The sequence below is a fragment of the Microcoleus sp. Pol12B4 genome (assembly GCF_036701385.1).
Classification (GTDB): Bacteria; Cyanobacteriota; Cyanobacteriia; order Cyanobacteriales; family Microcoleaceae; genus Microcoleus.
Window position 1 is genome coordinate 15,860 of record NZ_JAUBQR010000036.1, and the last position, 21,050, is coordinate 36,909.

18 protein-coding genes, 1 tRNA gene and 1 pseudogene are annotated in these 21,050 nt (G+C 46.1%); 10 read left to right on the forward strand and 10 right to left on the reverse strand.

Features of this window, described 5'->3' with window-relative positions; genetic code table 11:
* The first annotated feature begins 47 nt into the window (after nt 1-47).
* Complete coding sequence (locus tag QUA38_RS07580; RefSeq protein ID WP_333160561.1) at nt 48-557, forward strand: peptidoglycan-binding protein; 510 nt, start codon at nt 48-50, stop codon at nt 555-557.
* 524 nt (nt 558-1,081) lie between these two features.
* Here QUA38_RS07580 and QUA38_RS07585 read toward each other — a convergent pair.
* The 4 genes from QUA38_RS07585 to QUA38_RS07600 form a co-directional block, all read right to left on the reverse strand.
* Nucleotides 1,082-1,555 (reverse strand): TerB family tellurite resistance protein, encoded by a 474-nt coding sequence (locus tag QUA38_RS07585; RefSeq protein ID WP_333160563.1) that lies wholly within the window; start codon nt 1,553-1,555, stop codon nt 1,082-1,084.
* Nucleotides 1,556-1,662: 107 nt separating this feature from the next.
* Nucleotides 1,663-3,588 carry a M61 family metallopeptidase gene (locus tag QUA38_RS07590; RefSeq protein ID WP_333160565.1) on the reverse strand — a complete coding sequence of 642 codons (1,926 nt, stop codon included), beginning with the start codon at nt 3,586-3,588 and terminating at the stop codon, nt 1,663-1,665.
* Entirely contained in the window at nt 3,585-4,265 is a 681-nt protein-coding gene (locus QUA38_RS07595) for a Crp/Fnr family transcriptional regulator (RefSeq protein ID WP_333068980.1), read from the reverse strand. Before QUA38_RS07595 ends, QUA38_RS07590 begins: the two co-directional genes overlap by 4 nt.
* 160 nt (nt 4,266-4,425) lie before the next feature.
* Entirely contained in the window at nt 4,426-5,310 is an 885-nt protein-coding gene (locus tag QUA38_RS07600; RefSeq protein ID WP_333160567.1) for an inositol monophosphatase family protein, read from the reverse strand.
* 315 nt (nt 5,311-5,625) lie between these two features.
* On the opposite strand from QUA38_RS07600, the gene QUA38_RS07605 reads away from it, so the two are divergent.
* Nucleotides 5,626-5,826, forward strand: coding sequence for a hypothetical protein (locus QUA38_RS07605; protein WP_333160569.1), 201 nt, complete (start codon nt 5,626-5,628; stop codon nt 5,824-5,826).
* Between the two features lie 383 nt (nt 5,827-6,209).
* Here the strand turns inward: QUA38_RS07605 and QUA38_RS07610 are convergent, their stop codons facing one another.
* The 5 genes from QUA38_RS07610 to QUA38_RS07625 all read right to left on the reverse strand — a co-directional run bounded on the left by QUA38_RS07610 (nt 6,210) and on the right by QUA38_RS07625 (nt 10,338).
* Entirely contained in the window at nt 6,210-8,138 is a 1,929-nt protein-coding gene (locus tag QUA38_RS07610) for an alpha-amylase family glycosyl hydrolase (RefSeq protein WP_333160571.1), read from the reverse strand.
* Nucleotides 8,139-8,425: 287 nt separating this feature from the next.
* Complete coding sequence (locus tag QUA38_RS07615; protein WP_333160573.1) at nt 8,426-8,554, reverse strand: hypothetical protein; 129 nt, start codon at nt 8,552-8,554, stop codon at nt 8,426-8,428.
* Between the two features lie 252 nt (nt 8,555-8,806).
* Complete coding sequence (locus QUA38_RS07620; RefSeq protein WP_333160575.1) at nt 8,807-9,670, reverse strand: Npun_R2479 family HD domain-containing metalloprotein; 864 nt, start codon at nt 9,668-9,670, stop codon at nt 8,807-8,809.
* Between the two features lie 330 nt (nt 9,671-10,000).
* Nucleotides 10,001-10,111, reverse strand: coding sequence for a hypothetical protein (locus tag QUA38_RS29290; RefSeq protein WP_445305036.1), 111 nt, complete (start codon nt 10,109-10,111; stop codon nt 10,001-10,003).
* Complete coding sequence (locus QUA38_RS07625) at nt 10,096-10,338, reverse strand: hypothetical protein (RefSeq protein WP_333160577.1); 243 nt, start codon at nt 10,336-10,338, stop codon at nt 10,096-10,098. The genes QUA38_RS29290 and QUA38_RS07625 overlap by 16 nt, the downstream gene beginning before the upstream one ends.
* Before the next feature lie 324 nt (nt 10,339-10,662).
* Here QUA38_RS07625 and QUA38_RS07630 point away from each other — a divergent pair, with 324 nt between their 5' ends.
* Nucleotides 10,663-11,478: a cobyrinic acid a,c-diamide synthase gene (locus QUA38_RS07630; protein WP_333160579.1), complete on the forward strand. Its 816-nt coding sequence runs from the start codon at nt 10,663-10,665 to the stop codon at nt 11,476-11,478.
* A gap of 156 nt (nt 11,479-11,634) precedes the next feature.
* Here QUA38_RS07630 and QUA38_RS07635 read toward each other — a convergent pair whose 3' ends face one another.
* The gene (locus QUA38_RS07635) at nt 11,635-12,678 is read right to left on the reverse strand and encodes an AI-2E family transporter (RefSeq protein WP_333160580.1); all 1,044 of its coding nucleotides are present in this window, start codon (nt 12,676-12,678) and stop codon (nt 11,635-11,637) included.
* A 419-nt stretch (nt 12,679-13,097) separates the two neighbouring features.
* On the opposite strand from QUA38_RS07635, the gene gshA reads away from it, so the two are divergent.
* From gshA to QUA38_RS07670, 7 genes and pseudogenes are all read left to right on the forward strand, one after another.
* Complete coding sequence (gene gshA, locus QUA38_RS07640; RefSeq protein ID WP_333160582.1) at nt 13,098-14,249, forward strand: glutamate--cysteine ligase; 1,152 nt, start codon at nt 13,098-13,100, stop codon at nt 14,247-14,249.
* A gap of 240 nt (nt 14,250-14,489) precedes the next feature.
* Nucleotides 14,490-14,951: a tRNA (cytidine(34)-2'-O)-methyltransferase gene (locus tag QUA38_RS07645; protein WP_333160584.1), complete on the forward strand. Its 462-nt coding sequence runs from the start codon at nt 14,490-14,492 to the stop codon at nt 14,949-14,951.
* Nucleotides 14,952-15,533: 582 nt separating this feature from the next.
* Entirely contained in the window at nt 15,534-18,008 is a 2,475-nt protein-coding gene (locus QUA38_RS07650) for a peptidoglycan DD-metalloendopeptidase family protein (RefSeq protein ID WP_333160586.1), read from the forward strand.
* 138 nt (nt 18,009-18,146) lie between these two features.
* Nucleotides 18,147-18,219, forward strand: a tRNA-Met gene (locus QUA38_RS07655).
* Nucleotides 18,220-18,343: 124 nt separating this feature from the next.
* Complete coding sequence (locus QUA38_RS07660; RefSeq protein ID WP_333160588.1) at nt 18,344-18,943, forward strand: peroxiredoxin; 600 nt, start codon at nt 18,344-18,346, stop codon at nt 18,941-18,943.
* Between the two features lie 105 nt (nt 18,944-19,048).
* Complete coding sequence (locus QUA38_RS07665) at nt 19,049-19,588, forward strand: redoxin domain-containing protein (RefSeq protein ID WP_333160590.1); 540 nt, start codon at nt 19,049-19,051, stop codon at nt 19,586-19,588.
* Between the two features lie 214 nt (nt 19,589-19,802).
* Nucleotides 19,803-21,050: pseudogene (locus QUA38_RS07670) on the forward strand (hypothetical protein); the annotation flags it as partial.

Consider the following 21,050-nt stretch of genomic DNA (forward strand, 5'->3'; position numbering starts at 1 on the left):
ACTTAAATCTTGAAAGGAACCACATTATGTATACCGAAGAAAGAAGCTTGAACAATGAAACTATGGCTCTTGTCGCCGATACTACTGCTCAATCAACTCTGGTATTTGCTGAAACCACTGGAGTAAACAAACCCACTTTACAAATGGGTTCCACAGGTCAAGCTGTCAAGGAACTGCAACAGCTTCTATATCATTGGGCCTATTATTTTGGTCCGATGGACGGTATCTTCGGCGTCCAAGTTCAAAACGCGGTCAAAGGCTACCAACACCGCGTCTTTTTAAAAGAAGATGGGATTGTCGGCCCTATCACTTGGGAAGCACTATACTCTGGTGCACCTGTGAATATGCCGGTAGTAATGAAGGGCAGTTCTGGTAATGCTGTTAAAATTGTTCAGAATGTCTTGAAAATCAATGGATACTATTTCGGCTTCATTGACGGATTCTTCGGGACGATGACAGATGTAGCAGTGCGACAATTGCAAATTAGCATGGCTTTACCGCAAGATGGAATTGTCGGCTACAGGACTTGGCACGCCCTCAGCAATTTACCGCACTAATGGCGGGTTGGATTCATATCAATTCCGGTTGTACTCAGAAATGATTGTTGACTGTTGACGGGCGGGTCGAAAAACTGAATGCTTGAGTGTTGACTGTTGACTCGATTTTATTATTTCGATGCAATCGGAAACTATATTACTTTCAGTGAGCGCCCAAAATCGGTAGATAAATTAGGGATTTAGCCTTTGCCTAAGTCCCTAATTCTCGTTAAGGGGAAGCAAGCGCGCGGGAAGGGCCGCAAATTCTGTTACCGTTCCCGGTGATAAAAAATATTCTCAACTTACCGTGTTTTTTGTTAGTAAATCGTAGGAAATAGAGAGTCACAATCCGATTTATTTCCCTTCAGCTTTAGTTGTAAATAGTTGCACTCAGAAAATTATTATTCCGATACTTACGTAACCAGAGGTTGCGATGGGGGGCTTATTCCCGGTTTCCACGACAAATCTAAGGTTTATTAACAAGAAATCTAGGAAAAACCTAGGAAGAAACCGGGTTTTTAAGCCAAGCGCGGGCAAGTCACGAACTAGCCTTTGATGAACTTTTCTAATTTGTGAGCCATCTTTTCTATAATTCCCTCTGAAGTATCTGCAGCCGATGATTCAGCTTCAATACGCTTGACCACATCCTCTGAAAGATTCAGCAACTGCACTAATTTTTGATAAGCAGCGGCTTCTTCAGCGTTAATTTTGGGTTCATCGGGAGTGCGAGAACTAGAAGAAATCACTTCATAGCCGAGTTGCAAGACTAATTCCCTTTCATCTTGAGTTTCTAGTTGACCGATCAACTCGTCAAGGGGGATATTTTGCATGATGTAATCCCGCAGTTCTTGTTGCATTTGTTGTCCGTCGGTATTTGGGGCAAACAAACGACAAAAGCGATCGAGCATTAAATTAACTTCTTCTGTGGCGAGTTCGCCGTCAGCCCAGGCCATAGAAGTAACAATCCTCAGCAGATTCATTTGGCGGGGCGTAATTGATGGAGGAGGTGGGGTTTGCATAATCAAAATTGGTAATTGGTAATTGGGAATTGGTAATTGCGAATTGGGAATTGGGAATTGAGCCTGATTCCTTCTTGTCTTTTCTTTCTCGTTCCCTTTTATTTATGTCACAATTTTGATAGAGGAACTCCCAGCCATCCAGTAAAGTTTTGTTTCTGAATAGCGGTGGGCTGTTCCACTGGCACGATCGAGTAGCGGCCAGGGCGGGGCGGCGCGAGAGTAACACGACGAGTCCGCAGTTCGTCTTGGTGAAAAACTGTCACCTCTATTGTGTCCCCCGGCTGATAATCTTTAAGCCTCTCGCCCGCTTGTTCTGAATTTACCCGAAAACCTTCGATCGCCAGCAACTCGTCCCCACCGTCAATTCCCGCCAATTGTGCCGGAGAGCCGATTTCGACAAATTTAACCATTTCCCGCCCGTTTTCGGCTCCCAACGTCCAACCGATGCGAGGCGTTCGGTCAGTTTCATCTACCCCAATTTGCAGCCCAAAAGGTTCGAGATATTTGTTGTAAGGCAACTCTTCTGTGCCGTCTATATAGCGCGCAAAAAAGTCGCTCAAATCAATGCCGGCAACCGACTCGATCGCACTTTGCAACTCTTCGGGAGTAAAGCCTATTTCTGCGGGCAGCGAAGCAGAATTTAACTCTCCGTTTGATGTCAAATGCGCCAGCTTGCTGTCTGTTGCTGAATTACGGTCAAAATCGCCATTTTCAGTCGAATTAGCATTGCCAAACTGCTGCCACATCAAACGCATCACATCGTCCAGCGATCGCTCGTTGCCGTGTCTAGCTCGAATCAACAAATCGAGCAAAAACGAAACAACTTCCCCTTTCAAATAATAGGAAATCTGCGAATTATCACTGTTAGCATCCCGGCGATAAAGTTTAATCCAAGCATCCCAGCTCGACTCGCTCAGAGGCTGCACGCTGCGCCCCGGAGTCGTCTGCAAGCGAGTAATTTCCTTAGCCATACCTTGGAAAAAACCTTTGACGTTGTAGAGGCCAGCTCGAAAAGGAATCACCAAATCGTAATAACTGGTAGTGCCTTCAGAAAACCATAAAGAAGGAGTGTAATTCTCTTTTTCGTAGTCAAATACTTCCAGAGCTTTCGGTCGAATGCGCTTGACATTCCACAGGTGAAAAAACTCGTGAGCTACTAACTGAATAAAGCGTTCATACTTTTCCCTGGCCCGAAAACCAAAACGCGGATAGTTGAGAGTGCAACTCTCCTTGTGTTCCAAACCGCCAAAACCAGAGCCGGACAAATGCAGGAAAAACACATAGCGTTCGTAAGGCAAGCCACCGAACATTTTTGCCTCGACTTCGATCACTTTTTGGATGTCTCGAATCGTGCGATCTGGTTCTAAATTGCCTTTGCCCCAAACAACTAGCTGGTGGGGTTTTCCCATCACTTCAAACTCGTACACTTCATGATAACCAATCTCAAAAGGACTGTCTACGAGAGTGTCAAAATCTGCAGCAGCGAAAGTAAGATTTTGGCCAGTAACAGGTGGCAAAGTAGTAACGGTGCGCCATTGGGGCTTCGGTGGCACAACAGTCACGGTGTAGCAGTTGCTCTCAAAACCGGGCAAGAAAAAACACAAAGCCGCAGGATTGAAATAACCGTGAGTCGAGTCTAAATGATTGGTTCGCACTGTCAGTTCGTTGGCAAAAATGCGGTAGAAAACCGTGACATCTGACACCGAATTTGTATCGATCTGCCAGTGATTTTTGCTGAGCTTGCGCCAAGGTAAAGCACGCGCGGCGTAGCTATCCCGTAGGGAATCGCCCGCATGGGAGCTAAAATCTTGCAGGTGGCGGGCGTAGTCTCGAACCAAGTAAGAACCGGGAGTCCAGACAGGCATTTTTAAATCCAGAACCGGCTCCGACCAACCTTGCACGCGCAAAGTCACTTCAAACAGGTGGGATTCCGGATTCGGCATCGCCACCGAATATTGAATTGTGGGTGCTGTTAGTTGCCCCTGACGGTTTTCGGCAGCGGAGGAGGTATCCAAAGAAGTAACATCAGTCATTGACTTGCCAAATTAATCAAGTGCTTGAGGTTGATCAAATGGATAGTTTGGTGGTCTGGATCGATATTGATCCAACCTTTACTATCGAGTTTTTCCATAATTTTGCTGGTTTCATCTAGGGTGATATCTGTCACATCAGCTAAGTCTTCATAAGGAATATTGAAGATATCTTTGCCCTCAGCAGTTTTCTGACCGTAGTTTTCTGCCAGCTCGACTAAAGTATTTGCTAGTTTAACCGCTGGCTGGCGGTTTCGGAGTTGATAGCGGAGATTGGTTTGGCGGAGTCGCCGCACCATCAGTTGCAGCATCCGGTGATGTAATTGCGGGTCTTTAAACAGGGTTTGGATAAATCGCTGAGCTGTGACGCTGAGAAGTCGGACGGGCGATAGAGCAAGTACGTCATTCGATCGGGGAGATTCGTCCAGAATGGCCATTTCGCCGAAGAAAGCACCCCGTCCTAAAATAGCCATTGATACAGCTCGATCGTTTGACAAGCGGCGGACTTTTACCCAGCCAGACACGACAAAGTAAATCGCGTTGCCCCAAGAATCCTCCATCACCACAGCTCGGCCCGGGGGATACTCATGCTTGACGGCATTTGATAGCAGCCCTCCCAAGGTTTCTGGGTTAGCACCCTTAAATAGAGGGAATAGCTCACTGAAAGCTTCTGTCTTCATGCAAACTCGCGGAGGTGGGAAATATGATTAGGCGACACCCAACAGCTAGGGAACGATTGATGTTTGGGAACACAAACAATCCGTTGCTCCTTTAATTGATGATAAGGGTGCAGAGGCTCGGTTCACGTAAAATTGGTAGATTCTTTAATCTTAAACGGGTTTACAAGCCTGCCACTGCCTGTTGAACTTTGCCCAACAGAGGTTCTATGTATTCCGGCCAGCCGATCGCAATTGACTGCGTGTGGGCCAGAGTCTCCGGCTCGATCGCATCTTTAGTCCACCTCAGCGGTTGACCTTGCAAGTCGCAACACACCAATCCGGCTGCTTTTGCTAGAGCCAGAGGACCGGCGGTATCCCACACTTTAACTCTGCCGTTGAGATACAGGTACAAACCGGCTCTACCGAAGATAACTTCCATCACTTTTAAGCCAAAGCTGCCCAGCGAGTAAAATTCTGCTCCAGGGATGGTTTGGGCGAGCGCCCTGGCGTAGTTTTTCTGGTCTTTGTCTCCGAGAACAATTTTACAATTTTCCGCTGTCGGAGCCGGGGGTTTGCACAGGGCGATCGGCTGCGGCGCCTGGGTTCCCACACTTTGGAACAATCCCCAATCTTTGCCGCCAAAATACATTTGGTCAAAAGCTGGGGCGTAGAGCCAGCCGGCCACCGGTTCCCCTTCAAGTAGCAGCCCTACCATCGAAGCGTAGTGAAGTTTTCCCCGAATAAATTCTTCAGTCCCGTCGAGGGGATCGATGCACCAGAGGCGCTGGTAATTAGCCCTGTAAGCTGCTCTGGATGCGAGGTTTTCCTCGGTGATCCTGCCATCTTCAGGAAACAAAGCGCTAAATGCTGCCGATAGTTGTCGGTCTAGGTATTGATCGATACTCGTCACGTAGTCGTTGGGTCCTTTCTCAGAAACTTCAAAAGGTTCGGCTGCTAGCTTGTAAGCTTCTTGACCGCACTCGCGCAGGGTGCAGCGAATTTTTTGGTCTTGCTCTGGAGAAATATACATGAGGTTAAACATAAATTCTTTAGCTAACTTCAGCATAAAAGCTTAAGTCCTTGGAATTGATCGGCGCGTGTCACTGTTTTTGATTCGTACAGGATTTGCGCCCGGTTGTCCATAAACCCGGTTTCCTAAGCATGAGGGCCGTTGCTATACAAGCCCCAGACAGGATTGGTCGAATTAAAAAAATTTAGACATGACGGAGAACCCCCAGATTCATCATGTGTAGAGTCAATCTAAAATCTAAAATCTAAAATCTAAAATCGACTGACTGACCGCACCACCACTTTCAATAGTTGAGGATAGAATTTTCTGACGTTAGATAATTTGTGCCAGCACCAAATTGCAGTTGGTTTGGTGGACAATAAATATGCTGCTGGAGTGCAGGTTTTACTGGAAGCAATGGCCTGCAAGCGCCCGGTCGCCATGACTGGGACTCAAGGTAGGGTCGATTATTTAGCTGCCCCGGATATTGCCAAAGTGGTAAATGTGGGAGATGCAACAGGTTTGCGAGAGGCGATCGTCCGTCCATTTGCTAAAAAATCCTCAAGAAGCTGAATCTCAAGTGCAGCGAGGCTACGAAATGGTTGGGAACCAGCACAACAGCGAACTTTTTATCGATGTTTTGGTCTAGAAATTGCGATCGCTTTAATAAAACTGTAAGGCGCGCCTCGGCGCACCATAACTCATGTCCGGATGATGCAGAGTTCACACCTTACTGCTATAAATAGAAGGTCAAAATTTTGACGATCTAAGTCATATTTAAAAAATAATGAGTTATAAGTTGCAATTACGAATTTAATCTGACAGCAGTTACATACCTCTACTCAGTCAACTGGGTTTTCAAAACATAATCGAAAGCCTCAAAAAAGTATTTTCGTCCATCCAACCCGGTTGATGCACCCATGATTATCTTACTCAAGACTCAAAACTCAAAACTATTAAGACTCCCGTCCACTCGCCCACTTATCCCGCCATTTCACAGTCCCTTCCGACACTAAAACCCAGCGGCGACAAACCAGATTTTCTCGCAGCGGCGACTGTCCTTCTCGTAGCAGCGCATACTTATAAGAAATCAACTTCCCCGCACTTTCATTAAAAGGAATTTCCCCAAACCAAGTATTAGTATTGATATACTCCAAGGGGAAACCCTTACTAATATCCCAATTCCCCAATTCAGGACAATCTCCAATCACCACAATTCTTTCACCAGGCTGAGTTCTAACGCTGTTAAGCTGGGCCCGCACAATAGTTTTTGCCTTAACTCGCTCTCCGACGCGGCTAAAAATCATTACTTCCCGCGAACCCAATTCTAAGTTGTACAGCATTCCATCTTTAACTTCAAACTTACGGCGCGATAAAACCTCCGTATGCTCTCCATCAGGCAGCTCAGTATCCACCTCTTTAATTGTTGTCACAGAATTGCCACGATTCATCGCTACAAACACCACAGAATCGCGATAGCGGCGCACGTAACAATAAACATCAGCAGTTAGATATTTCTGCCACTGACTCCCCATCGAAATAGCTGGATTCAGCCGCCGCAATCCCGACAGCAAACGCACAGCTCGGTAAATTGGTGAATCAGTATCCCACTTTTCCATCATCGGGCGGTTGTAGGGGTCATTTCCCCCTTCTGTATCATCATGCAGATACTGTTCGGTGCCGTAATAAATGCAGGGAATGCCGCGAGTCGTCATAATTAAACATATCGCCAACTGCAGCATTTCTGGATCGGGATTCAACGACTGAAACCTCGGCATATCGTGGTTGTCAATAAAAGTAATCAACTCCGTCGCCCCGTAGTAGCGGTGATCTAAATTTAGGACATCTTGGACTAACTTAAATCCTGCGTCGGCACCCTTTCCTAATACTTCTCGAATTGCCACGCACAGACCAAAATCTAAAATAGTCATCCCCGACTCGTTGACAAATTCCACAGAACGATCATTTCGAGGATCGCTGTAAATCCATTCGCCAAAAATGAAAACATCAGGCCTGTGTGTTAAAATGTCAGCAGTAAATTCCTGCCAAAACCAAATAGGCATATGCTTGACTGTATCAACCCGCAAAGCATCAACACCTCTGTCCAGCCATTGTTTAATTGCTGACTTAATGTAATTCCGGTAGGCAATATTATTTTCGTTGAAAGTTGCTAAACCCGACAGTTCGCAGTTTTGGACTTGCCATTCATCTTCCCAGTTGGTGACTTCGCCATAGTGGTGATACCAGTCATCTTCATCGTCGTTAAAGTCAGCTATTTTTACGCCATCGTCGTAGAGTTCCCCTTTTTTACCGCTAAAATCTGGGTTGCTGTGATTGCAGACAATATCGAGTACGAGTTTCATGTTTCGCTGGTGCAACTCGTGTACTAATTTGTCAAATACCGTATCTTTACTTTCTTGTGTTTGGTTAATAGAAGGATTGTCGCCTTTGGCAATAAAGCGGGGATTTAGTCGCTTGAAATCTTTAGTCCAGTAGCCATGAATTGCAGCTTGTTCGACAAATAATGCTTCAACTTGCTCGAACAGTGGCGTCAGCCAAACTGCGCTAACTCCCATATCTTTTAAGTAATCGAGTTTGTCAATAACTCCCTGTAAGTCGCCGCCCCAATATCTGCCCCAATCTTTGCCTTCGGGATCGTAAAGTTCTGGGTTTGGGCCTTCGTTATTTGTGGGGTCGCCGTCGTAAAAGCGATCAACTACAATGAAATAAATTGTTTCTTGTCGGAATTCAATGTCTCTGGTGTAGAGGAATTCTAAATCGAGTTCGCTTTCTGGCTTAACTTCTTCTACCAGAGACTCAATTTTTTCTTCTGGTTTGCTAACTTCGTATTGAGAGGAAGTTTGATTGGGAGTGACTGATGTCATGAGATGTATTTTTTTATATTGTAAGATTGGTCAGTTATTGGGAGATCAAGTCGGAAATAGCTTTCCCCTCGGACTGAGTTTTACAGCATCATACGGAATTTACTCGTTTAAAGAAATCTTCCTTCAGAGAGAGGGCAGACTCATCCTTAAGGATTAGGTGAATGAGAGTTAATATTTAGCGTAATTCTCCCTCAAAGAGGCAGATCCTCAAAAACCTGCCGTACCAGGCTAAGCCTGGTAATGAGAAAAGGTGTACTACTTGTGCGATCGTCCTTTTTTCCTTCCTTTCATTCCTCCCACAAATTTTGGATATCTTCAACCCTCAAACCAATTGTTTGAGTAATGGTTTGATTGTCAATTAGATTGAGAAGCGGCCTAGGAATTTCCAGAGCATTTTCTCCCCTTCCTTGCTGCATTACTTGCTACAATTCCTGTTGTAATCCTTGTGTAAGTCGTTTATCCTTATATCTTGCACCATTCTCGCTCGCACAGGCTTTCGGGCCGGTTCGACAAAGAATTGATTTTCTTGTGGGTGGGCAGGAGAGTCCGCTCTGAAAGGATTATTGAGAATCGTGCAATATCTCAGCTACCTTGACTATGCAGCAGTATTTCACTATAGCGATCTACTTATCCCAAAAAAGAACGATCGCCCGACATCCACCCCAACCCTAGCTAACTACAGCCACCGCAGACTCTGGCACCTGAGAATGCTCCACCCGAAAAACATTTGCGCTCAGATTAGCAACAACTTGTTTCCCCTGCTGTGTCAGTTCCAAATAGCCGATCGCATCCTTCACATATCGATAAACCACATTCCAATAAAACTTCGGATAACCATTTCGCAACTCTCCCGGATTTTGATAGCCCAAAACCAGATTTTGCCCAGTCTCCTCAAACTCATAAAACAGCGCCGCAATCTTTTGCAAATATCGTGGATCACTCAACTGACCAATTAAATCAGCAGCGCGCACTAAACCTGGATAATTGACAGTATCTTGATAATCTTCATCGGCAGGAACCGGGAAACGAGTCAGCTCAATATTACGCTTAACCACCTCAGCATCAATTAGTTTGTGACCGCCAAAACGCTCATCAATAAACATTTTTCCGCGATCGACATGATAAGACATCAAACTAGCATCCGTCGCCCCCGGAGGCAGCGTTAATTTCAGGTCGCCTATTCCGGTCGCATACAGTCCCAAATCAGTTCTATCTTGCCTGCAAACACCTTTAACATACCCGATATCGTGACATAGCAAAGCAATGTGGAAGTGCAGCCAATCTTCGCAGGAAACACCCCCTTCGCGGATGTGCTTCCCACCCAGAATTTCTTGTCCCACCAAAGTCACTAAAATAGTGTGTTCGACATTATGGTAAAGAGCATCGCTATTAGCAATATTTTCTAAAGCCATACTCGCCACCCAAGCAATAATCTCACCATAGTCAGATTTAAACCCACCATAAGTGTGGCGGTAGCCTTCAATCAGGCGATTGACAAAAGCCTTAATCAGCAGTTCAGTTGCGTTAAACATATTCACTTCCTTGAACCCAAGTAGATTATTAAATTATTTTTATAGTTATTGTTTTTGCTGCTACCATTTGATTTTATTTTGGGCTTAAGTGCCACGATGGATATCCACTCCTATTGAGAGGCATCCATTGATATTCTCAACAATTATGGCTTAAAATATGGCCCTCGCAACTACCAGAGCGATAAACCCCATAAATAATTGAGATCAATGGGCGATCGAGGTATGACACCCCTCAATCAGCAGTATGGTGTTACATCTTCGCCACATACCTCAGTCAATTTTAGATTTTAGATTTACTCCACAGATACATCTGGGAGTTGGAACTAGGATCTAAAATTTTGGGTTGCTCTCTACTCTTGTCGGAAACTGGTATCTGTTCTGGCTGATCCCGCCCAAAAACGAGAGCGAGCGAAAGCGTAACCGGATTAATTCCTCATACACAGGATTAAGCTTTTATATAGGCGGTTTGTGGAAAAAATGGTGTCCCAATAACTAGCTATCTCTCTCACAATGACACCATGCGAGTATAAGTTGGCACACCACGGAGTTACTGGTGGCTCTCCCACTGCAATGCTATCGAGCCACTGTCGCACGGGGTGCACGAGGCGATCGCAAAAAGTTAAGTCTTGGCACTGATTTTTCGGGAAAATACTTGTAGTAAAGTTCATGATTTATCTCAGTAATCATTACTAACAAAAACTGATGAATCACCCGACTTAATCCTCAACGAAACCCACTGTTGCTCCGGTGACGTGAATAAGTTTTATGAGTGACACTCACAGTCGCAAAATGTGATGCGAAGAGCTAGCTGTTGTGATTTAAAACTCGCTAAAGTGTGAGAAAGATCACGCCCTCTGTTCCCTCCAGAATGTATATTTAGACAGATGGCAAGAAAATAAGATAGAATTAGTGGCAGCCCTCCCTCGCAGATCCCCTCTCCCATCATCTGCGATCGACGACTCTGTATACTTACTAATATAAGGTTTCAGGCAATGATTAAACAAAAACATAAATATGCCGACCTTGCTCAACTCCCCCACACAGATACCGTGTTCCAAAAACTCCCTGTAGAAGTCAAAGAATGGGCCCAAAGCTTACCTTGGAACCAACGGCGCTATGTCTTGTCCCTCTGCTACATATTGTGTGCATCTACTCCCGACTTGCAAGCAGAATTTTTAGATGATTATACAGCCGACGGTTTAGTCTCAAAAATGTTTGAAGATGTAGATACTCTACACCGAGTCAAAGGCTATTTAATCCGATTTCGGGTCAAAAAACAATTAAACGAATCAGATTTAAGAAGCTACATCAAACAATTTTATATCCACTCAGCTCAACAATCGCTCCGAGAAACTGACCAATATTTAGAATCTGCACTCCGCTTCGTCTTGAGTACAGAAGAACGCAATAATGTTTTTAACTACATTTTGGGCTTTGAATTTATTAAAATTGTGTTTCAAATGAGCTGGTTGCAACACGAAAGATTAGCGAGACTGCAAAAAAATCAGTCGCAGTTTATTGAAACCTATATCAAGCCGATTCAACACGCACACAGAATTAATGGCATAATTCTCCCGAAAGATGAGAGAATATTTTTTGCCAGACGCACCTATTACGTTCAACTACCTAACATTTCCTACAGAAGGCTCATTGAGTTAGTCATGGCAACTTTTACTACAGAAATGGTGAGTAATTGCGGATTTTCTATCAGCCGCCACTCTCAAGCTCTGCGTTTTGACTGCGATTACATTTATGATCCAGAACCAGAAGAAGAAAGATTTCCTACTGACTTGCAATTTATTCATTAACTTGACGCAATAAGGTGTACCCTACGTTACTTTTTTTTCTTTACTTTTAGTTGCGCTTTGGGAACAGGAGAGTTTTTGAATCCTGGGACTTCTAGTCGCCGGGTTAAAACAGAATTTTTCAGCCGGGTTTGATATAAAATAGGATGGCTGTATCAATTAAGCTTCCGCTTGCATTTCTTCAATTTCAAACCAGCTAACTATCACTCCCGCTAGCGGAATCGCCAGAAATATACCTAAAAGTCCTGCTGACCTTGCTCCGACTAACAGTGCAAAAAATACCACTACCGGATTGAGGTTGAGAGAATTTTGCATGAGTCTCGGATGAATAAAGTTGTCTTGAATTTGCTGCAAAACAATGCAAGATGCCAATACTTTTAAAGATAGCCATACACTTTGAGACAATACAATAAAACAAACTAAGCTAATCCCCAGAGTCGCTCCAATCCCCGGAACTAAATCAAACAATCCGATAATAAAAGCTAAAATCAAGGGAAATTTCACATCTAACAGTAGAAAAATTAAAAAACTTGCTGTTGTCAAAAATAGCATTAACAGGATTTGTGCCTGAAAAAATCCTAAAAAGTTTTTCTCTATTGTTATACTTAAACGCCTGTGCAGGTGTCGGGGTATAAATTTGAGAACTAATAGCCACAGCCTCTCTCCATCAAGTAACATGAAAGAAGCCACTACCATAATTAATATTAAATTCAATAAATTTGTTAAAAATACTTGTAAAAAAGCAATACTCGATACAACTCCAGCCAAAGCTTGATTTCGCAGTTGTTCCTCAATAACTCGCAGGTTAACTTGCAGGTTTCTAGCCCGCAGGAAGGCTTCGACACGCTCGGACAGAGGCGCCAGAGCATTCACAAATTCCGTCATGCTGTCAATTAATTGCTGTCCTTGAGATAAAAGAGTGACGCCTACAGTGACGGTGAGACCGCCAAAAACTAAAATGGTGAGCAAGACAACTAAGGCGACAGCTAAACTTCGCGGTAAAAATCTTTGGAGAGTTCGCACCGGATAGTTGAGCAAAAAAGCCACGAGTGCAGCAATGGTGAAAACTGCGACTGCGGTTTCAAAGTAAGCTAAAAGTTGCAGTCCAGCCCAACCTGAAGCAAATAAAAGCAAAAACCGGACTAAGGCTAAATTGCTTAGCATATTCCAAAAATTGGGAGGAGTTCTTTCTTGCTCTTTCACAGGGATTTTTAGGGGTTAATATTATAGCTCAAAAATATTGCATAGCCCTCTTTTAGAATCGCACCCAAGATATATCTGCGGCTATCCCCCTCAAGGCAGAAAACAGATGTCGAACTGAGGCAGGAGTGGGTTCTATTCACCATAAGTTCGATCGTAACCAATGGCGAATGAAACACGCCCCCGATCGAACAAACTGCCTTTTTGAGTCTAAAACGGCCTCGGAAACTCTTTGCGATGGCAGTATTTGTTGCGGCAGCCAAATCGCAAGTAACACACAAACCCTCAAACTAGCGGACGCCGAAAAACCAGGTTTCAGTGCCAGTCGCGAAAAATTTCAACTCTGCCTCCTGGAAGATAGTATGAACAGGTCAATTTTTGGGATACTAGAAACTAGCACTCAACTTAGCTGAGGAACAAACGTGCTGCTATCAAAAGGCTTTGAAGTAGAAATGTATACCGGCACTCCCGAAGGTGAGGTTGTCGGTCTCTCCGATCGCATAGTCGCCGATCTAGAGGGATTCGTCCGGGAGCCTGATAGCCGCAATGTCGAGTACACGACCGCCCCGCTGTGCAGCTACGATCGCCTGTTGTGTGCCTTAGTCAAGCCACGAGTCCGGCTGCGCGAGTATTTAAAACAATTGGGCGACTATACCTTGCTGCCGGGAAGTACCTTGTCTCTCGGAGGGAGCGATCGATTTTACAGATCCGATCCCAACAACCCTTACCACACCTACATCGAGCAAACCTACGGCACCAAAGTCGTCACCGCCAGCATTCACATCAACATCGGCATCTCCCAACCAGAAATGCTGATGCGCGCCATCCGCCTCGCCCGCGTCGAAGCACCGCTATACCTTGCCTTGAGCGCCTCTTCCCCTTTCCTCGACGGCGAAGTCACGGGCTATCATTCCACTCGGTGGGGTTTGTTTCCAAAAACTCCCGCTATCGTCCCTCTGTTTGAAAGTCACAAGCATTACATTCAGTGGACTGAAGAACAGCTAGAACTCGGTACTATGCAAAACGTCCGTCATCTGTGGTCGGCAGTGCGACCCAATGGCGATCGCCGCCCCTACTGTCTCAACCGCCTCGAACTGAGAATTTGCGACCTTGAGGTCAATCCTCTGGCCCTGCTGGCCATCACTGCCCTACTAGAAGCTCGCATTTGGCAGATGATGGAAGACCCCAGTTTAGACCCCTTAGAACTCAGCACCTTGCCGGTGGCCACCCGTAACGAAGACTTAGTTGCCCTCACAGACGCCAACGAAATTGCTGCATCCCGGCAAAGTTTGGATGCCGAACTCACCCATTGGCAAGACGGCAGAACTATTCTGGCACGAGATTGGATTGAGGAAATTTACCGAGAAGTCTTGCCTATAGCCAAAAAACGCGGCTTTAGCTGCTTTCTCTCACCGCTCAAAAAGATTCTCCGGGAAGGCAACACCGCCCAGCAGTGGTTGAAGCTGCACGAGGACGGTTCGGATACGCGCAGTATTATTCTGCAAGGGATGAATGGCATGGCTTACCAAGAATCGGAACTCGAAGACAACTTGTGCGCCCAGTTAGTTGCCTGAAGTACCCGCCGTTATTATAACGGGGGCTTTCACTAGCCCCCTGGCTATGCGTACTGGGCCAATAATACAAATAGCCGGAACATCCCGCGAAAAAGTTGCAGATCGCCCTTGATGAACAAATCAGAATATTTAATCAATGGATCTCGACAAAGGTTATAAATAAAAGCTATAAGGTATATCTACCTTTGGGTAGTTTTATAAATTTTTCACTTGCTGTATTTACGGCTTTTAATTAGCTTCATGCCCCAACTTGTCTTGATTCACCCGCAAATCCCCCCGAATACTGGAAATATCGCCCGCACTTGCGCTGCCACAGGCACGGAACTGCATTTAGTGGGCCCGCTGGGGTTTGAAATTAGCGATCGCTACCTGAAACGGGCCGGTTTAGATTACTGGCCCTACGTCAACCTCCACTGCCACGAAGACTTAGCGGCTTTTCTGGCCTGTCGGCAGCAGCGCGGGGGACGATCGATCGGATTCAGCACTGGCGGGCGATGCAATTACGCGCAATTCCAATTTCAGCCCAGCGACTGGCTGATGTTTGGCTCGGAAACTGTAGGTATTCCCCAATTCGTCTTGGATGCCTGCGACGCCACAGTTTTTATTCCTATGAGTCAGCCTGGAGTCAGGAGTTTGAACCTCTCCGTCAGCGCCGCTGTGGGTTTATTTGAGGCTAAACGACAGTTGGGCGAGCTGGGATAAATCATTATCAACACATAAATATATAGATATTTAATAGCTGCCGCAGGCTGCCAAATCTTCTTTTAAATATAAGAAATTTGTATCTAAGGGGTGAAAATCTAGATAGCAGACATTAATATATTTTATTGATTCAAAAACAGATTGTTATCAGCAACACCAAATTACTCCCAAGATGATTCAGCAACAAAAACCGAGGATTTTAGCGATTTAGGGCGTGAGCGAGTACCAGCTTGGGTCTGAACACTATATCTAGTAAATATACGGTTGTAGGTTGTCCGGAAATTAGCCTAAAGTCTGATAATAGGTGAGAGTTCAGAGCCTTACCGGAACGAAGATTTTATGTATTCGTTCCAGCTATTGCGGTGTAAGGCTTGTGGGGTTAATTGCAGCAGGTTTGACCGAGAATTTTAAAATTTCTGACGGTTTGAGCTTGTCTAAATTAAAAAAGCAAGGTAATCTGGCCTAAGCATGATAGCTGTCAACAATCAGAATATTTTTGGTTGTTGATTTAAACTCAGCGTCATGCGATCCCCTTGAGTGTTTCCAAGGACAGTTAGCGCTTCTCAGTAGGAGGTCGTTTTTTTGAAACGAACATATCCCCAAATTAAGCCTGTTCAGGCTAGTGAAATCGACAGAGACGGTTCTGCGGAACCATCCAAACAGACAACGCTCAGCACAGGCAGAGTTCGCTCTCTCGCCACGATCGGGCTGGCAATATCGGTAGGTGCTTCTGGCATTCTGCTACCGAGAAATGGAGACAGCGCTCGCGCGTCTGAACTCGCGCCGACATCAGAATCCACCGCTGAAGTACAGCCAGTCTCGGCCAACGGGCCCGCTACCTCCGCACAAGTTGACGGTTCCAGGGCCGAACAGCCCGGATTACCTTCTGACCCGGTGGCGGTTAAGGTGCAGCAGGGGCAAAGCCTTTGGGAGCTTTCTCGGGATTATGAAGTTGAACCGTCGGCACTGGCAACTGCCAACGACATCAAACCCGATACCATACTCCAAGTTGGCCAACAGCTCAGAATTCCGACTGCGACGGAAGCCACACCACAACAGAACGCAGGCTATAGCACATCGGCTGTGCTAGAGCACGCAGCGACGGTCAATCCCGAACAAGAGTTAAATCTGACTGGCTCCGAGCCATTGGATAGTGCAGCCCTGACAGCGCTGCCATCAACCGCAGCGACCCCGCTGGTCACGGCGGTACCGGAACAAAGTTCGATCGACATCCCGAATGCAGACGGGGCGATCGAGAGTTTGAAAAAACAGGAAAACCGCACCACAGAATCGGGTCGAACCCTGTTAGGGTCTGAGGCGGGAGCAAATTTATCTACACCTGGGGCATTGTTGCCCGAGTCAGCACCGACGCAGACCTCTCCCGGATATGCAACTGGGACAACTATTCCTGACCTCGATGCCACACCTGTAATTCCCAATTCCGGGGGAGGTCAAGCAGCATCACCCGATCAAGCATTCGAGTCAATTGAACAGTCTTTGGCAACACCCAGTTTGCCCTCGGCTGTGCTAGTCCCCCCTGTGGGAAGTACCGCCGCGCCGGCTGAGGTTCTATACAGCGTGCGTCCGGGAGATACCCTAGATGCGATCGCCAAAGGTCACGGCGTATCGCCCAAAGATCTGATCTCCGTCAACAAGCTCGGCAACCCCAACTTGCTGAATGTCAATCAACGGCTCAAAATTCCCCAAGTTGGGTTTAAAAATCCAGGGGTACAGGCGGCAGCCTCTTATTCTGCCTCCAACTCTACATCTGTATGGGCGGCGAGTTCGGTTCCCGCATCTTTAAACCCCAGCTCGTCTACCTCGGAAATAGCTGGTGCTGGTGTTGCAGCACCCGCATCCACAGTGCCTGTTGTCTCTCCCCTGGAGAACCTGGAAGGTCTGAACAATATTTCAGCGCCCATGGTTCCCCAAATTAACAGCATTCCGCTGACTCAAGTTTCCCAAACCATTAGCGATCCAGGGAAGCTGGCTCTCCAAGGCGAACCAACATTTACAGGTGCAGTTGACACCAGTGCCCTGCCTGGACCAGCACGTGAAAATGCTACCGCCATAGCTACGGGAGCATACCCGCCGCCGATCAGCTTCGTGGCAAATACTAGCACCCAGGCTTCAAATGCCTATCCAACTAGCGCTTTACCAGAGTCGAATTCGGAGGCTCTCCCCACCGCAGAAGCTCTCAACCCTTATTCTGAACGCTTGAGGGCAGAAGTGGTCAGGCTACGAGAAGAATATCGTGCCTCGCGCAATTCGATCGGCGCCAATGCGGTGTCCCTGGCTCCAACTGACGGGCCCTCGGTCAACCCGTCTGAGGATATGCCAAGTGTCAATCCATATCTCTACACCCCCGACTATACTGAGGCGGTGCAGAATGAAATCAGCAGACCGCCATCGAGAGCGTGGTCTGAGCAGGTTCAGAAGCAGCAGCAAGAGCGTTTAGACCCGTCTCGCGCAGCGGAACTGCAACAGATAAACCTGACGCCGACCTCTGCTGGGCAGCGGCCTGTGGTCGCAACTGCTCCTTTGGGAGCCGATGGTTACGATCCCCTAAGCAACCCGTCTTTGGGACGCATGGTTTCTCCAGAACTGCCTCCGCTTTCGAGCCCTGATACTTATCTGCCTAACGGCAAACAACAGTCGGCTAATGGATTTATTTGGCCGTCTAAGGGTGTTCTTACTTCTGGCTACGGCTGGCGGTGGGGACGGATGCACAAAGGAATTGATATTGCAGGGCCGATCGGCACGCCAATTGTGGCAGCATCAGACGGGGTGGTTACCTATGCTCAGTGGAACGACGGCGGCTACGGGTATCTGGTGGAAATTACCCATCCTGACGGCACTGAGACTGTATATGCCCACAACAGCCGGATTTTGGTGCAAAAGGGTCAGAAAGTCGCTCAAGGGGAACAGATTTCCGAAATGGGCAGCACGGGCTTCAGTACCGGGCCGCACTTGCACTTTGAAATTCATCCCGCCGGACAGGGTGCTATCAACCCAATGGCTTTTCTGCCAGACGATGCGTCCAGCGCTTCTCGGTAACGACTGGTCGGAAGTTATGGGTTTTGAATGATTATCAAAACTCATAACTTTTACTGGAAGTTATGAGAAATAATGTTGTGTGAAAATAAGACATAGCTAGCCCTAGCGTGCTACGATAGTAAATCGTGAAGTAGATTTGGCTCAGTGGCGCAGTGGTTAGCGCAGGGGACTCATAAGCCCAAGGTCGCAGGTTCAAATCCCGCCTGAGCCATTATTAAAAAAAAACTGCGCTCTCAATTTTGAGAGCGTATTTTTTTTGATTTATCGAGAAGATACTTGTAGTCGTTATGAGTATGATATATTTGTAACAGTTCGTAAAAAAGGAAACAAAATCTATGACCAGTGAATGCCTCCGGGTTGGTCAAGCTGCACCCGATTTCGCAGCAACAGCCGTAGTGGATCAGGAATTCAAGACTGTTAAACTGTCAGACTATAAAGGCAAAAAGTATGTAGTCCTGTTCTTCTACCCCTTGGACTTCACCTTTGTGTGCCCGACTGAGATTACAGCATTTAGCGATCACTTCGAGGACTTCAAGAAAATCGATACCGAAATCCTCGGCGTATCCGTTGACAGCGAATTCTCTCACCTCGCTTGGATACAAACAGACCGCAAATTAGGCGGTGTCGGCGACCTCAACTATCCCTTAGTTGCTGACCTCAAAAAAACAATTAGTTCAGACTACAACGTCCTCGACCCAGAAGCAGGCGTTGCCCTCAGAGGTCTGTTCATCATCGACAAAGAAGGCATCATCCAACACTCTACTATTAACAATCTTGCCTTCGGCCGCAACGTGGATGAAACTCTCCGTACTCTGCAAGCTATCCAACACGTCCAGTCTCACCCCGATGAAGTTTGTCCCGCCGGGTGGCAGCCCGGTGACAAGACTATGACTCCCGATCCGGTCAAGTCTAAGGTATTCTTTGCTGCAGTTTAAGCACATTATAGGTGTAGGGACACGGCAGTGTCGTGTCCCTACCCGCAGGGAAATTCATTTAACTGGATTTTTAATTAGCAATTAGCAATTACCCAATTAGGAAATATGCTGACTTCTACTAATTTTAGCGGCTTGTTAAATCAGCGATTTTTCCAAAATTTATTGCCTGTTCCGGCGACTAATGGTCTGAACCTAGGGCAGATGACGCCAGATTTTGAATTGCCGGATATTAATAATGGAAAATTGGTACGGCTGTCGAATTATCGCGGCGATAAGCCGGTAATTTTGGCTTTTACGCGGATTTTTACTGAAAAGCAATATTGCCCTTTCTGTTTTCCTCACATTAAAGCTTTGAATGAAAACTGGGAAAAATTTGCCGATCACAATATAGAATTATTGATGGTTGCCAGTACCGACGATCGCCAAAGCCAAATTGTGGTTAGAGATTTAGGCTTGAAAATGCCTCTGCTTTCTGATCCAGGCTGTCAAGTTTTTCGGGCTTATCAAGTCGGTCAGGCTTTAGGTGCTCCTTTGCCTGCTCAGTTTGTTTTGGATGCAGATGGAAAACTCCTCTTCAAACATTTGTTTTCTTTCATAGACCACAATGCTAGTGTGGACAGTTTATTGAAATATGTCGATCGGTAAGGAAACCGCTGCTGTGTCCTAATTTGGAGTTTTTCACCGCTGATGGACGCTAGTTTAGGCCCATCAGGGGAATTTTTTCATCGGTTGACACTGGCTGCGACAGGTCTTTAGTAATAAATACTTATTGTGCCAATTTTGATGGCGGAATGTTGCGATGTTCGCTCGACATTAATCTAGGCTATAGCTTGAAGGTACTTAGTACAAGTTTAAGCCAATGTCGTCTCCTAAAGATCGATCGAGCAAAATTGAATTGAGCATCTTAGCGTCGCATCCTGAGTTGTTGACAGGCTTAGATGCGTGGCTGCAGCTAGGTTTACTTTCGCCCGCTGAGGTTGAGGAATTGTGCGGGCAGTATTTAGTCTGCCCAGTCAGAGATCCCGCTGTAGACCTTTCTGAAATTGAGAACCCGCGAGCTCCTATTGCCGAGCCAAAAGTACCTGCCTTATCAACGCCTCAAGCATTACCTAGCAGCAGAGAAAGCGTTGCTAGACCCACAGAAACTACTCAAACCCCCAATTTTATAGCTCAAATTTTGCACTCGCTAATGGCAGAAATTAGCGTGGTGTGGCTGTTGTTTTTAGGAGTGTTCATGGTAGTTGTCTCCTCTGGAGTCTTAGCTGCCAGTCAGTGGGAAAGATTTCCTGCAGCCGGACAATATGGAGTTTTATTAGCTTATACTTTAACCTTTTGGGCGATTAGCAGTTGGGCAAACAGACAGCATAATTTGCACTTGACTGCTCAAACTTTGCAAGAAGTGACCCTGTTGCTAGTGCCGATCAATTTTTGGGCAATGGATACTTTTGGATTGTGGCGGTATCCTTGGGATTGGGCGGTAGCAATCACAGCGGCACTTATTTTGACTTGGATAACTGCCCGGATTATAAAAGATCAATATCAAAGCTTTTCAGGAAAAAACATCACTCGCTCGATCGCCCTAAATCACTTGGGATTGAGTTATTTGCACTGGGGGTGGGCATTGGCAGGCTTTTCCCTCGCTGCTGTTTATTTGGGTACAGTGGGAACTGCTGCTACTACAGTTTATCAAGTTCAGCAACAACGATTGCAATCTATCCAAGGTGGGGGAAATACTGAAACCTTCCCCCCTGCTTTCAGTTTGAGCAGAGATTTTCTGACTTACAAAAAAGCGGCTTTAGTAGCTTATTCGTTAGGAATTTTACTGGGGCGAGCGATATTTGTCAAGGATGTAAATATCGCGGAAATGGGTTTAGCTTTGGCGATTTGTGGCGTGCTTTTAGCATGGCTAGATTGGCAGCAACCCCGGCCATCTGGGACTATTGAAAACAATATATCCGACCAGCCAAATCCCAGCAATTTTTTTAAATGGCAATTAGCGGGAATGGGTTTGTTGGGTTTGGGATGGCTGGTTTGTTTTCGCGACATTCCGCTACAGGCGATCGCAGTTAGCGGATTGGCTGTTTGGTTTTTTTATAACCGTTTAGTG